The following is a 14089-nucleotide window of genomic DNA, read 5'->3' as shown; positions in this document are numbered from 1 at the left end:
TTAAAGAATGAGATATGACATAAAGCTAGACTTAAGTCACTTCAATATAAACAATAAGCATGAAATGCCGCTTTATAGACAGCTCTATTATCGTTTCCAAGAGGCTATTGCGACAGAAAATCTTAAACCAGGAGATCGAGTGCCTTCTGTTCGCAGCTTGGCCAATGAATTAAATATTGCAAAAGGTACGATAGAACAGGCCTATGAAATGCTCGTTAGTGAGGGCTATTTTACGACGCATGGAGCTGCTGGAACGATTGTTTCAAAACAAGTGAGCTTGATTCCAAAAATCAGTAAACAGACAATTATAAAATCTCATGAAAAAAATAATTTTTTTTCACAAGGGAGAGAGATTGAAATTTCACCATTCCAAATTGGTATTCCAGCATTTGACTTATTCCCCAATAAAACATGGAATAGATTGCTAAAAAATAATTTGCATAAGCTAGAAACTACCATAATGGCAAAAACTGATCCAAATGGATATGAACCTTTAAGGCAAGAAATTGCAAATTACTTGGGCATATCACGTGGAATTTCTTGTACTGCAGAACAAGTCTTTATTACAACTGGCTATTCTGCAACACTACAGCTGATCTGTCATACATTATTGAAGCATGGAGACCTAGGATGGTATGAGGACCCTGGCTATCCTTTTGCAAGGAAGCTTTTAGAACATTCAGGAATGAGGTTATTGCCAGTTCATGTTGAAAGTGATGGTCTTGATATATCACTAGGGAAAAAAATTGGCTTAAATGCTCGCTTTGCTGTTGTCACTCCGACACATCAAAGCCCATCAGGAGTTACATTATCATTGGCTAAGCGTTTGGAGTTATTAGAATGGGCAACCCAACAAAACTCATGGATTATAGAAGATGACTACGATAGTGAATTTAAATACCACGGTCGTCCATTACCAGCTTTAAAGAGCTTAGATATAAATGATCGTGTGCTCTACGCTGGTACATTCAGTAAAGTGATATTCCCTGGGTTACGGCTAGCATATCTAGTCGTACCTAAATCACAAGTTAGTCAGTTTCAATACTCGGCATCATATTGTAGAGTACTAGGTTCTACGCTGTACGAAGCTACCACGGCAGACTTTATGAATCAGGGATATTTTTTGCGTCATCTACAAAAAATGCGTTCATCATATGCATTGCGATATGACTATGTAAAAAAGGCGCTAATAGAATTAGAAGACGACCTTCAGATCAAGCCACAAATTGGCGGTATTCAAATTTTAGCCCATTTAAAGCACAATATGAATGACATTAAGATTGCCATGAAAGCAAAAAGCCATGGATTGAGTATAGAACCATTAAGTAATTGGTATATAAAGAATAGTTCAAGTAAACCAGGGCTTATTTTAGGATTTAATAATTTTTCAACAATAAAAGAGACTGAAAATGCTGTAGCTCGTTTAGCATTATCAATAAGATCTTAAATTGAGAGGTTACCTGTATATAGCACATAATCCTTTCACATGATGCAATCGAAAAGGAGGACTTCATCTGAAAACAATAGGATCTAAGGATAACCTTTTCTCTTACAAATTAAAGAGTACTTAAATACACAAATGTCTCTGAAAGTAATCTATTAGGTGGAGTATGTCAGAAAAACAAATACATCATTTTGATATTTCAAAAAAGAGACTTAGGCTCAAATAAAACATGAGGTTTCTAGACATAAACATATGACTTAAAATCAAATGACCATGGCTCATTGATCAGTCCAACCTATACATTTTACAAATAACGAGCTATCTATATGCGTATTAGAAAATCAGCAAGAATCTTGTTAATCAATCAAAATCTAGAAATACTACTCTTTAAGTTTTCTCATAAAGCTGACGCTTTAGCAGGACAAAGTTATTGGGCAACGATTGGTGGTGGCGTAGAAACAGGGGAAACTTTTCAGCAAGCAGCCTGTAGAGAGCTATTAGAGGAAACAGGGCTGAATATCAATGATGTTGGACCATGCATCACCACACGCAGTTTTGAAATGCAACTCCCAAGCTCTGAGACTGTGATCGCGGATGAACAATTTTTTGTGGTTTTTATAAAAGATCATCAAATAAAAGAAGAGCGCTGGACTGAGCATGAAAAACAAGTGATAAAACAACAAAGATGGTGGTGTTTAAGACAACTTAAAAATACGCAAGAAACCGTTTTTCCAGATAATATTCCACAAATACTCAGTCATCACTTTCCAGATATCTTTAAGGTTTAATCTCTATTGATGGATGATAAAACATCACAATTTCACATAAAAGTAGTAAATCAAACTGACTTATGTTCGTTTGGCTTGTATACTTAAATCCTATTCAAGTAAGAGTCGTTTTTTGTGTTTATTCAGGTCATCAAAAAACAATTAGATAGCAGTACCTTATGCCCACTCTGCCAAGCGGCAATGTATTGGGTCGATGCTGAACAACTTGAACAAGAGTTTAACTTTCACGAATGTAGCCATTGCCAACACCGTGTTTTTCAAAGTGACCGTTTCACTTGCCACTGTGAACGCTGCACCAAACAGCGTAAAAATATTTTAAAAGAAACCAAATCTCAAGAATACAAAAAAAAGAAACTCAAAGACCGCAACACTCCCCGCTTAGAGCAACTCTCTTTTTTACATAAACTGTTTTTATTGGCAATCCTTGACGACAACATACGTGAAGACTCCGAGCACAAAGAATTTATCGACTGGAGTCAGTTAAAGTATGCACCTATTTCACCGAATATTGCTTTTCAAAATAGCTTAATTAAACAACTAGAAAAAGAAGATATTCTTTGTCTGATCGAACAGCAAGATGATTGTCACACCTACTATATTAATGTACGTTTAGATGGATATACTGAACCTAGTTTGTTTAGTATCACTCATCAGCTAAGAGCATGGTTTTATGAAAATTTAAGTCAAGGCGTACCTTTTGAGCATAGCAACGAAGTCAAAGATGTGCTTTATTTAATGCTCTACCAAGAGATTGTCCAATTTTGTATGTTTATCTGTAAACCGTGGAATATACAAATTGCAGGCCATGCATCGTTTAGACAATTATGTTATCAACTCTTAGATCAACTGGCTGTTGAACAAATTTTTCACTTAGTCTATACCGCACTCTCTTACCTACGTGAAAAAAATGTGCTAGAAACTCGTAATGATGGGTTTATTAATACTCACCGGCTCAAAAAAACCGTTATACAGTACCGTGAACGTGCAATATCACAGCATTGGGAAACACCTAACCTCCCCCGCCCTGAGCAATTGCCTTTTCATAAAATGGGAGAAATTCTTTACTTTAAGTTTTTAAATTACGACCAAAAGATTCTAAGCCAGCCCATATGGCACTTATGGCGAAAAATCTCCCCACGTTTAGGGTTTTATTCAGATAAACGTTGTATGCATTGTGGCTCAAATGAACTAGATATTGAATACGATGCTCAAAGTTATGTCTCTATGATTTGTCGTCAGTGCAAACATAGAGATCATTATTTTACCCAATAAATGATTTAAGGTACTCCCATGACAACAATCAATGATTTAAAAAAACAGGTCATACACGCTTGGAGCGAGCTACAGCAACAAACACCTTTAGTCCAGTGCATTACCAACACTGTAGCAGCGAATTATGTAGCCAACACACTGCTTGCTTGTGGTGCTTCGCCTGCAATGGTAGATAATCCCTACGAAGCAGAAAGTTTCACTCGAGTCAGCAGTGCATTAAGCATTAATTTAGGTACGCCTACATCTGAACAAATGCAATCCATTAAAATTTCAGCAGCAACAGCTCATCAGCAAAGTGTGCCTTGGGTATTAGATCCAGTTGGCTACAGTAGTATTCTCAAATGGCGTAGTGAAATGACCCAGTCGTTGCTGAACTTCACACCTTCCGTCATTCGTGGTAATGCTTCTGAAATTGCTTGTTTAACAGGTGATGAAACCACAGCAAAAGGCGTAGACAGTACACAAAACAGTGCTGATACCTACCATAGCGCAACAGCATTGCTTAAATTTACTTCATGTGTAGCCATCTCAGGTGAAGTAGATTTTATTGTCTCAAATGACTTACCACACATTGTTAAAGTCAGTGGTGGCAGTGCATTACAGCCTAAAGTAACGGCAACAGGGTGTGCACTCGGTGCTTTAATCGCAGCCTACTGTGCTGTCGCACCTGTTGCAATAGCGACTATAGCTGCACATGTACACTTTGCAATTGCAGGGCAACTTGCAGCACAAAAATCACAAAGTATTGGTAGCTTTAATGTGGCTTTCTTAGATGAATTACATACATTAAATACCACAAAGCTTGAACAATATATGCAGATTGATTTTGTATAAAAAAATACCCCCATTGACCAATAATGGCAATGGGGGTATTTAAACCACAATCAAGTGCTTAGAAGTGTAGTGTCACAGACAACTGCGTTGTTCTAGGATTACCTAAGAACATATAGTCATCCCCCATAAACCCACCTACATCTCGCCAATATTGCTTATTAAATACATTATTTACATTTAAGCGAATATCGGTATCGTACCCAAAAGGTTTAGCGGTATAAACAGCTCCTACATTAAATACGCTATAGCCTGCCACTTTCACTGTGCCCGCTCTATTGGCATATTTAGCTGAGCTACTTTGCATACCTGCAAGCAAACGCATACGATCATCTAACACAGGTAATTTATAAGACAGATATGTAGCAAAACGCCATGTAGGCACATTTTGTATTTGATGGTTTTGATAACTGACATCACTCACATTCTGCAAACGTGCTTTGGTATAACTTACACTCGTGCTCATATCCAAACGATCAAAGACTTGACCGCTTATAGATGCCTCTACGCCACGATTATGTTGTTTACCTTCTTGCACAAAGTCCAAGGACCCATCTGTATTAGCTCTACTATATTGATTATCTTGTTTTAAATCAAAAATAGACAAAGTAAATAATGCCTGATCCAATTGTTGTTTAAGCCCCAACTCATACTGTGTAGCGTGGCGAGGTGCTAAAGTCACACCATCATTATTGGTATACCACGGCGCAGTACCGCCATCAGACAACCCTTTAGCATAACTTGCATATAATGTCGTTGTTGTTGAAGGCTTATAAATGATCGCCCCTTGCGGTAGAAACTGATCAAGTTTAGTTGAACGAACTAAACCTTTGGTTTTATACGCTTGCTCATCTAAATGAATCCAACGGCCACTCAATAGCACAGACCACTGGCTGTTTAAGTCAATCAAATCTGAAGCCAATAAACTGAGTTGTTTACTGTCTAACGACTTATAACGTGCACCTAAATTGTTTTTTGCAGAAGGTTCAAAGTCAGTGTTATTTTGATAAATATTGGCTGTACCCACATACTCATTAATACCCTTATAACGAGTACGAGATTTCTCTAATTCAGACAATGCAAATACAGTATGATGATTGAAGGTACCTGTATTAAATTTACCTTCAAGCTGTGCTTTGACCTGATTCGTCACATAGGTATCTTTAGGGCTTCGGTAGTCATAGACATCATAGTCGCCATTGGCATAAAAACCATATGGAAACGCTGAGTAGTCATCAATCACGACTTTACTACGTGATGCCGTTAAACTCGCGTTCCAATGCTTAGACCATTGATAACTATAGGTTAAATCTGTATTTAAACTTTTATTGGTAACTGGCTGACTCCAGCTTTGGTAGCCAAGCAATTTTGACCAATCAATATTTTGTGGCACAGTCTGACCATTTAATAACTGATATCCAGGAACAGAGCGTTGTTGTTGGCGTTGTGACTCAATGTTAAACGCAATACTCGACCGATGACTCATCTTCCAATCTAAAGCCAAACTACCAAAGTAACGCTCACCTTTACTATGCTCTACATAAGGGTGTAAACGCTCTTGAGCTAAGTTTAAACGATATCCAAACTGATCTTGTGTACCAGCAAAGCCACCTAAATCTGTAGATACTGTACGATCACCATATTGGTCTAAGTCAAAAGTTACCGTTTTAACTTCTTTAGGACGTTTGGTGACATAATTGACCACACCCGCAGGTGTAGACATACCACTTTGTATTGCAGAAATACCTTTGAGTATCTCAACTCGCTCTTTATTTTCTAAAGCAATATTTTGCTCACCACGTACTACATTATTATTGATCAAGTAGCTTGATGCTGTGTCTAAAGAGAAACCTCTGACCATAAAGTTTGGGTAATACCCAATGGCTGCATAACCATCTCCAACAGATGCATCATTTTTAACCACATCTGTTAAAAGTTTGGCATGCTGATCGGCAATCATCGAGGCAGTAATACTCGTTAATGATGCAGGTATTTGCTGTAGTGCAAGCCCATCAAACCCTGTAAGTTGGGTCTCTATAGTGGCATAATCTGACGTATTTGAAGTATCACTACTGACAGCAATAGATGGTAATTGCTGTACTTCTTGTGCCGCATGAGTCGAAATAATTGGGCATAAAAGAAGTATTGATGAATATCCCCACATTTTCCAATGCATAGATTGCATTAAACTGTTCATTGTTATGGCCTAAATTCAGCTTGGGTGAGACGTGTGTTTTTGTACTAAAAGTATATACGCAAACGTGACGTAAAGAGGACGATTTACAATATAGGTAAACCTAAATGAATTTTAATCAACTATTTTTTATTATCTATGACTTTTTTCATCAAAATACAATTTATATTTAAATAATATTTTCTTCACATAAGATTTGGAAGGAATAAAACCATGGGTTCTAAATCATTAATACAGGCTTAATCATAAAAAATTTAGATATCTAAAGAAAAGTCATATAGAAAAATAGGCTGTTTCAGCTAAAATCAATTAAAATTTCAAATAAATAATGGCTACAATATTGCGTTAATATACGACAACTTTATTTTAGAGATATAAAAAGTCTTTACAGTATAAATGCATTGAAAAACCTCTTTTTTAAAACATTTTATGATTTTCAACACCTCAGGTAAATTCATGCTTTCATTAAATAAAATCCTATCTTCCATGTTTATTTATTTAACAGGTATCGGTGCACAAGCCGTTGCGGCCGAATCAACAACGCCCCCTTCAATTGAAGGCTCTTGGGTACTGGTAAGCTATAAAGTCGAAGATCAAGCCACAAACACTTTCATTCCAGCAATGGGAGAACACCCAACAGGGCGAGTCATTTTCACCGCAGATCATCGCATTAATTTTGTCCTCACAGGCGACAACCGTAATACCAATGCTAAAACAGATGCAGAGAAAGCCGCGCTCTTAGATTCAGTCATTGCCTATACAGGAAAGTGGTCAGTGACAGGAAATAAATGGTGTACAGATGTTGAAGCGGCTTGGAACCCTAAGTGGGTTGGCACACAGCAATGTCGAGAGTTTGAGATTAATGGAGATACATTAAATGTATTAACACCATGGCGTCAAATGCCGAACTGGCCAGGTATAACACGCTCGATCATCACCTTTAAAAGAGATAAATAATGGTGTGTACCACATCATAAATACAGGCGATAAAACCATTCATGCCTTGTATATTTACATAAAAAACCACCTCAAAATTGAGGTGGTTTTTTAACGATTTAATCAGCACGTCGCCATGTTGTACCCTGTCGAGTATCTTCAAGTACAATGCCTTGAGCCAGTAAATCTGCTCGAATCGCATCAGACAATGCAAAGTCTTTGGCTTTTTTTGCATCAACACGTGCTTGTATTTTGTCTTCAATCTCTGCATCAGACAAGCCATTGGCTTCTTGACCAATGGTCGATTGTAAAAACTCATCAATCGGGTGTTGAACCAAACACAATACATCCGCAAGATGTCTAAGCGTTGCACAGTAACGGTGGGCATCTGCCTCAACTTGTTCTTTGACTGCACGGTTCAGCTCACGAGAGACTTCAAACAAAATCGCAAACGCTTCAGGTGTATTAAAGTCATCATTCATCGCTGCATTAAAACGGGCCACATAGTCTGCATCTGCCTGATGCGTTGGTGCTAATGCACCGTAAACTTGTTCATAGCCTTTCAATGCATGATAAAAACGGCTGAGTGCAGTTTTTGACTCTTTCAGTGCCGTATCAGAAAAGTTAATTGGGCTACGGTAATGTGACGCCGTAATAAAGTAACGTACCACTTCTGGGTGAAATTTCTCTAGCACTTCTCGAATGGTAAAAAAGTTATCTAATGACTTAGACATTTTCTCACCATTAATATTTACAAAACCAACATGCATCCAATAATTGACATATTGCTCACCTGTTGAGGCTTCACTTTGTGCAATTTCATTTTCATGATGTGGAAAAGGTAAATCTCCCCCACCGCCATGAATATCAAAGTGATTCCCTAAACAGCATGTAGACATTGCAGAACATTCGATATGCCAACCCGGGCGACCATTGCCCCACGGCGATGGCCAAAATGGCTCATTTGGTTTTGCACGTTTCCACAATACAAAATCAAATGGATGTTTCTTTTCTACTTCTACATCAACACGCTCGCTTGCACCCGCTTGCATATCTTCTAGCTTTCGCCCAGACAAACGACCGTATTTCTTAAACTTATCGACTTCAAAATATACGTCGCCATTATTCGCCGCATACGCCGTACCATTATTCACCAACGTACCAATCATATTTTGCATTTCACCAATATAATTGGTCGCACGAGGTGACTCATCAGGTGCAACACAGCCAAGAGCAGTAAAGTCTTCGTCCATGGCATCAATAAAACGGTCTGTGAGTGCTTGAATACTTTCATTACGTTCATTGGCACGCTGAATAATCTTGTCGTCAATATCGGTAATATTACGAATATACTTTACAGACCAACCCTGACTACGTAAAAAACGGACAATGTAGTCAAATGCAACCACTGTGCGAGCATGACCAATATGACAATAGTCATACACCGTCATACCACAAACATAAATATCGATATGTCCTGATTGACGTGGTACAAATTCAACTTTTTTTCGTTGCTCGGAGTTATATAAAACAAATGGTTGCATAAAATCTTAAATTGCTTCAACACAAAGATAGTTCATCATAACTGATCCATAATTTTTCACAAACAATTCTGCACAAAAAAAGTAAAGTTCCGCAAACACAATACATTTTCAAACATTGCTTGGGCAGTTTTATGCTAGTATGTATGGCGTTTTTGTTGCATATTCTGCATAGCAATTTAGATGATGACCAAAGGTAATATGTTTTGAAGGCTTCCCTTGCACCCCACACCATCGACTTTAAAAAGGTCGCGTTAGAAACCTTGCACATCGAACAGCAAGCATTGGCGGTTTTAGCCACACAAATAGATGCTCGCTTTGTGCAAGCCTGCGAAATTATTTTACAGTGCAAAGGGCGCTTAGTCGTGACTGGTATGGGAAAATCTGGCCATATTGGACGAAAAATGGCGGCTACTTTTGCCTCTACAGGTACACCCTCATTTTTTATGCACCCGGGTGAAGCCAGTCATGGTGACTTAGGCATGTTGGTTCAAGGCGATGTTGTTATTGCTATTTCCAACTCAGGCAAAAGCGATGAAATTATGATGCTTATGCCTCTCATCAAACACCTAAACATTCCTTTAATTACCATCAGTGGCACAGACCAAGGGCCTATGCCACAAAATGCAGATGTTGCACTGACGCTTGGTGAACTACAAGAAGCCTGCCCTCTTGGCCTCGCACCAACCTCAAGCACTACAGCCACCCTTGCCTTAGGTGATGCCCTCGCTGTGGCACTACTTGATGCCCGTGGTTTTACCTCAGATGACTTTGCCCGTTCACACCCTGCAGGTGCATTAGGTAAACGTTTACTACTTCATGTTAAACACCTCATGCACACACAAAACGAGTTACCTAAAGTACGACCAGAAACCCCTATGGGAAAAGTCTTATTTGAAATTACAGAGAAGCGCTTAGGTCTAACAACTGTGGTTGATGAACAAGACACCTTACTAGGCGTGTTTACCGATGGTGACTTAAGACGTCTCATTGACAAACAACAAGGCTTTGATGTGAACCTCCCTGTCAGTGAAGTAATGACCAAAAGCCCTAGCACCATTGACCAAGAAGTACGTGCTGTCGATGCTTTAGAACAACTCAAAGAGAAAAAAATTAACCAATTTGTTGTGGTCAACACACATAACCAAGTCATTGGCGTACTCAGTATGCATGACCTGATTCAAGCAGGAGTTGCATAACATGGCATCTTATATTTTACTCGAACAAGCACGAGACATGCAGGCTCTCGTGCTTGATGTCGATGGCATACTCAGCGATGGTTTTGTGACCCTCACCAACTCAGGTGATGAGCTTAAATCTTTTGATATTCGTGATGGTTTAGGCATGAAGCTTGTGCAACAAGCAGGTCTAAAAGTCATTATTATTACAGGAAGACAAAGTAATATTGTCAACCAACGCATGTCTAGTCTAGGCGTAGACCTTGTCTATCAAGGCCGTGAAGACAAAGGTACTGCACTGCTTGAAGCTTGTAAAACACTCAATCTTTCACCGCAAGAGTGCTTATATATGGGCGATGATTGGCCTGACCTTTCTGCATTTGCCATTGCAGGCATGAAAGTCACTGTACCTAATGGCCATACCGAAGTACGTAAACGTGCCGACTTAGTGACCCAAGCCATGGGGGGACGCGGTGCTGTACGTGAAGTGTGTGATATGCTGTTACATGCCAAAGGTGTTTACCAAGAGCTACTTGAAAAGTATCTTACCCAAGCCCATTAATACAATAACTTGCTTAAAACAGTGCTTATGGAAACCAGAAACATATATATCATTGCTTTAGTCATTGCTTCTGTGAGCAGTGGCTACTATTACTTTAGTGGTAAAGGCAAAAAACTGGACAGCGATAGCACATCTCAAATGAGCTTTTCTGCGAATGATGTAAAGCTGACACAAAGCGATGTCAAAGGCATGGTTTCGGTACGTGCCTCTGTAGCACAAGCCCAGCAAGACCCAAATACAGACATCACTCAACTGTATGATTTAAAGGCTACGACCTATATCGCAGGTAAAGAAGACACAATCTATACAGCGCCAAAGGCAACGGGTTACAATGACAACGAAAAATTTGTCTTACAAGACAATGTCGTTGCGCAAAAGACAACCCCTCAAGGTGATATGATTTTTCATACCACTGAACTGACGGGCTACCCAGACACAAAAACCATACAGACGGATCGCACCATTCAAGTTGACTCGCCACAAGGACGCTTTACTAGCCAAGGGCTAAAAGCCGACCTCAATTCGGGACAATATGAGTTTTTTAATATTCGAGGCAAATATGCACCTTAATACACCGTTATTTCAGCGTAAAATAAGTTTAAACATCGCTTTACTTAGTGCATTATTGGTGCAACCACTCACCGCTTTTGCCTTACCGAGTGACCGTAGCCAACCCATTTCATTGGTTGCAGACAAAGCCACTTATAATGACAAAACAGGCATAACCACCTATACAGGCAATGTGGTCATTGAGCAAGGCAGTATGAAACTGCAAGCCAATGCTGTGACCGCACAGCTCAATAAGGCGCGCCAAATTAGCACTGTATCTGCTCTAGGTTCACCTGCTCGCTTCCAACAACAAACCGATGCCAACAAACTGGCTAAAGGTCAGGCACAAAAGATTGTTTATAGTGCAGATACAGGCATTATTACCCTTACAGGCAATGCATTGGTTGACCAAGATGGTGCAAGCATTCGTGGAGCAACCTTACGTTACAGTATGAATAAAGGTGATATTGAAGCAGTTGGTGATCGTACTGGCGGGGCAGCAGTCACAACAACCAATGCCTCACAAAACCAAGGCCGTGTACAAATTACAATTCCTGCAAACAGCTCTAAAGCAATGCCTGGAGCAGTAAGCCAATGAGTGAAAATCAAAACGTACAAACATTAAAAATTAAACACCTTGCGAAAAACTATAGCAAACGCTGGGTGGTCAAAGATGTGTCTTTTGAAATGCAAAGTGGTCAAATTGTTGGCTTACTTGGGCCAAATGGTGCAGGAAAAACCACAAGTTTTTACATGGTTGTTGGCCTTGTTCGCATGGACAAAGGTGAAATTTACCTAGATGACCAAGACCTTTCCCACTTTGCTATGCATGAACGTGCTCGTAAAGGCTTAGGCTATTTACCACAAGAAGCCTCTATTTTTCGCAAGCTGACCATTGGCGAAAATATTATGGCCATCTTAGAAACCAAGAAAGAGTTAAATAAAGCTCAACGTGAGCAACGCCTTAAAACACTGCTTGAAGACTTTAAAATTACTCACATTAAAGATTCATTGGGTATGAGTGTCTCTGGTGGTGAGCGTAGACGTGCGGAAATTGCACGTGCTTTAGCTGCTGAACCCAAATTTATGTTACTTGATGAGCCATTTGCAGGGGTTGACCCAATTTCGGTGGGTGACATCAAAGATATTATTCAAACTTTAAAAGACCGTGGAATTGGTGTTCTAATTACCGATCATAACGTGCGTGAAACGCTAGCCATTTGTGAAAAAGCATATATTGTGAGCGAAGGTGCGGTGATCGCTGAAGGTACAGCCGAAGAAGTACTTGCCAACACCACAGTGCGTGAAGTGTATTTAGGTGATGACTTTACCGTGTAATTAAACCCTTTTGAAAAAGACCAAAGCTTATGCCTTGGTCTTTTTTTTACCCAAAACAACACATGCATATATCAACAAGGCCAAAACATGCATCGCAATAATACTCATCGTCCATACTGGAATGAGCCAATACGACAGCACAATCAGCACAATAACACTTGCAAGTTGCAACCAGCTGCCCGAGCGATACCAATATGCAATATGCTGATGAAAACCTGTAAAAATAGCTTTAAATCCAAGTCGGCTAAGCCAAGATGCATATGCCCAAGCAATTGCCACTAAAATCAGTAAACCACTTAACACCAATACCAATTGATTTACCCAACCAAACAATACCCCCACGTGCAAGTCTATCCCCCAGCGTGTCAATTTGGCAGACAAAGGATAATCAGCAAAGCGTGTTTGATCTATCACTTGTGCATGTCGCATATCTACAGCCAGCGAATCAACTTTTGTAGGCCAAGCATGTTGTAATTCTTGTACGCTCCAAGCACGTACATTCACATTTTCACTTGGAATAATTCGCAGTGCAGAAGCCGTTAAACCATTTGAACGGGCGACTTGAACAATTTGGTCAAAGTATTGAAGCTCCTCGCCACTAAATTGAGCCATACGGTGGTTACTTGCTTGCTCATGCTCTGCATGTTGTTGTGATGCAGAAACAGCTGTGTTGGTACCATCTAGGCGTAAATTTAAACTAGGGGTGTCGCCATTAAATAGGTGACGAATCTTGGCAATATTTGTACCTGCCCAATTTGACCATGTCAGTCCTGTCACCGAGAAAAATAACATCATCGGCAACACACATAGCCCAATCCAAATATGCCAACGGATTTTTTTAAGCTTTGGATCTGTAGTTTTGAGTTGTGATTTTCTTTGATACCACTGCCAAAAACCTGTGATTGCAAAAAGTCCCAACCAACTGGCTACCAACTCGCTATAAATACGCCCATACTGCCCCAATAATAAATCACGGTGCATGTGGTCTAAAAAAGTTCTCACAGGAAAAACACCGCTTTTACCGTAGACTTGTGTTCTCCCTTGCAATGCAAGCGTATATGGATTAATAAAAATCGCCGTCATTTCGTCAGGAGACTCTTGATCCATATACAATACACGTGTGGTGGTATGGTCTGTACTTGCAGGGCGAACTTCCATAATATGTGCCCCCGCAGGTAAAGCCTTTTGTGCCCGACCGATTTGCTCACTTAAAAGATGTGCTGTGCCTGTTGTAGACGTCACTTGTGTATGACGCTGATAAAGATAGTTTTCGAACTGTGGCGTTAAGCCATATAAAACCCCTGTTAAAGCAGCAATAAAAATAAATGGTGCAATAAAAAAACCCATATAGCTATGAACAAGTTTTAGGCTTATATCAATAAAACTTTTTTTGGCAGATGGCTGTGTCATACATAAATTTAATCTAAAGCAACTGCTATAGTGTAGCAATCGCACT

At 39.5% G+C, this 14089-nt stretch carries 13 protein-coding genes; 10 read left to right on the top strand and 3 right to left on the bottom strand.

Annotated features, from left to right (window positions below):
• Positions 1-7 precede the first annotated feature (7 nt).
• The 4 genes from pdxR to thiM all read left to right on the top strand — a co-directional run bounded on the left by pdxR (position 8) and on the right by thiM (position 4338).
• Complete coding sequence (gene pdxR, locus I2F31_RS02600; protein ID WP_195767937.1) at positions 8-1447, top strand: MocR-like pyridoxine biosynthesis transcription factor PdxR; 1440 nt, start codon at positions 8-10, stop codon at positions 1445-1447.
• Positions 1448-1770: 323 nt separating this feature from the next.
• The gene (locus tag I2F31_RS02595) at positions 1771-2232 is read left to right on the top strand and encodes an NUDIX hydrolase (protein ID WP_195767938.1); all 462 of its coding nucleotides are present in this window, start codon (positions 1771-1773) and stop codon (positions 2230-2232) included.
• Between the two features lie 114 nt (positions 2233-2346).
• Positions 2347-3504: a hypothetical protein gene (locus I2F31_RS02590; RefSeq protein ID WP_195767939.1), complete on the top strand. Its 1158-nt coding sequence runs from the start codon at positions 2347-2349 to the stop codon at positions 3502-3504.
• An 18-nt stretch (positions 3505-3522) separates the two neighbouring features.
• The gene (gene thiM, locus I2F31_RS02585; protein ID WP_195767940.1) at positions 3523-4338 is read left to right on the top strand and encodes a hydroxyethylthiazole kinase; all 816 of its coding nucleotides are present in this window, start codon (positions 3523-3525) and stop codon (positions 4336-4338) included.
• A 58-nt stretch (positions 4339-4396) separates the two neighbouring features.
• Here the strand turns inward: thiM and I2F31_RS02580 are convergent, their stop codons facing one another.
• The gene (locus tag I2F31_RS02580; protein ID WP_195767941.1) at positions 4397-6532 is read right to left on the bottom strand and encodes a TonB-dependent siderophore receptor; all 2136 of its coding nucleotides are present in this window, start codon (positions 6530-6532) and stop codon (positions 4397-4399) included.
• A gap of 453 nt (positions 6533-6985) precedes the next feature.
• On the opposite strand from I2F31_RS02580, the gene I2F31_RS02575 reads away from it, so the two are divergent.
• Positions 6986-7486 carry a lipocalin-like domain-containing protein gene (locus I2F31_RS02575; RefSeq protein ID WP_228285048.1) on the top strand — a complete coding sequence of 167 codons (501 nt, stop codon included), beginning with the start codon at positions 6986-6988 and terminating at the stop codon, positions 7484-7486.
• Positions 7487-7584: 98 nt separating this feature from the next.
• Here the strand turns inward: I2F31_RS02575 and cysS are convergent, their stop codons facing one another.
• The gene (cysS, locus tag I2F31_RS02570; protein ID WP_195767942.1) at positions 7585-9009 is read right to left on the bottom strand and encodes a cysteine--tRNA ligase; all 1425 of its coding nucleotides are present in this window, start codon (positions 9007-9009) and stop codon (positions 7585-7587) included.
• 230 nt (positions 9010-9239) lie between these two features.
• Between cysS and I2F31_RS02565 the strand changes: the two genes are divergently transcribed.
• Genes I2F31_RS02565 through lptB form a run of 5 tightly spaced genes read left to right on the top strand, consistent with a single transcriptional unit; the run spans position 9240 to position 12633 of the window.
• Complete coding sequence (locus I2F31_RS02565; protein WP_407647858.1) at positions 9240-10205, top strand: KpsF/GutQ family sugar-phosphate isomerase; 966 nt, start codon at positions 9240-9242, stop codon at positions 10203-10205.
• A 1-nt stretch (position 10206) separates the two neighbouring features.
• The gene (locus tag I2F31_RS02560) at positions 10207-10746 is read left to right on the top strand and encodes a KdsC family phosphatase (RefSeq protein WP_195767944.1); all 540 of its coding nucleotides are present in this window, start codon (positions 10207-10209) and stop codon (positions 10744-10746) included.
• A 27-nt stretch (positions 10747-10773) separates the two neighbouring features.
• Positions 10774-11316, top strand: a complete 543-nt coding sequence (lptC, locus tag I2F31_RS02555; RefSeq protein ID WP_195767945.1) for an LPS export ABC transporter periplasmic protein LptC — start codon at positions 10774-10776, stop codon at positions 11314-11316.
• A complete protein-coding gene (gene lptA, locus I2F31_RS02550; protein ID WP_195767946.1) occupies positions 11306-11893 on the top strand; it encodes a lipopolysaccharide transport periplasmic protein LptA in 588 nt (195 codons plus the stop codon). Before lptC ends, lptA begins: the two co-directional genes overlap by 11 nt.
• Entirely contained in the window at positions 11890-12633 is a 744-nt protein-coding gene (gene lptB, locus I2F31_RS02545; protein ID WP_195767947.1) for an LPS export ABC transporter ATP-binding protein, read from the top strand. Before lptA ends, lptB begins: the two co-directional genes overlap by 4 nt.
• Positions 12634-12660: 27 nt before the next feature.
• Here the strand turns inward: lptB and I2F31_RS02540 are convergent, their stop codons facing one another.
• The gene (locus I2F31_RS02540; protein WP_195767948.1) at positions 12661-14043 is read right to left on the bottom strand and encodes a PepSY-associated TM helix domain-containing protein; all 1383 of its coding nucleotides are present in this window, start codon (positions 14041-14043) and stop codon (positions 12661-12663) included.
• Positions 14044-14089: the final 46 nt, after the last annotated feature.

Source organism: Acinetobacter rathckeae, assembly GCF_015627125.1.
Classification (GTDB): Bacteria; Pseudomonadota; Gammaproteobacteria; order Pseudomonadales; family Moraxellaceae; genus Acinetobacter; species Acinetobacter rathckeae.
This window is presented reverse-complemented; position numbering and strand designations above follow the sequence as displayed.

Excerpts from the sequence above, each read along its gene's own strand:
- pdxR (WP_195767937.1), top strand. The coding sequence starts at position 8 with ATGAGATATGACATAAAGCTAGACTTAAGTCACTTCAATATAAACAAT.
- I2F31_RS02595 (WP_195767938.1), top strand. The coding sequence starts at position 1,771 with ATGCGTATTAGAAAATCAGCAAGAATCTTGTTAATCAATCAAAATCTA.
- thiM (WP_195767940.1), top strand. The coding sequence starts at position 3,523 with ATGACAACAATCAATGATTTAAAAAAACAGGTCATACACGCTTGGAGC.
- I2F31_RS02580 (WP_195767941.1), bottom strand. The coding sequence starts at position 6,532 with ATGAACAGTTTAATGCAATCTATGCATTGGAAAATGTGGGGATATTCA.
- I2F31_RS02575 (WP_228285048.1), top strand. The coding sequence starts at position 6,986 with ATGCTTTCATTAAATAAAATCCTATCTTCCATGTTTATTTATTTAACA.
- cysS (WP_195767942.1), bottom strand. The coding sequence starts at position 9,009 with ATGCAACCATTTGTTTTATATAACTCCGAGCAACGAAAAAAAGTTGAA.
- I2F31_RS02560 (WP_195767944.1), top strand. The coding sequence starts at position 10,207 with ATGGCATCTTATATTTTACTCGAACAAGCACGAGACATGCAGGCTCTC.
- lptC (WP_195767945.1), top strand. The coding sequence starts at position 10,774 with ATGGAAACCAGAAACATATATATCATTGCTTTAGTCATTGCTTCTGTG.
- lptA (WP_195767946.1), top strand. The coding sequence starts at position 11,306 with ATGCACCTTAATACACCGTTATTTCAGCGTAAAATAAGTTTAAACATC.
- lptB (WP_195767947.1), top strand. The coding sequence starts at position 11,890 with ATGAGTGAAAATCAAAACGTACAAACATTAAAAATTAAACACCTTGCG.
- I2F31_RS02540 (WP_195767948.1), bottom strand. The coding sequence starts at position 14,043 with ATGACACAGCCATCTGCCAAAAAAAGTTTTATTGATATAAGCCTAAAA.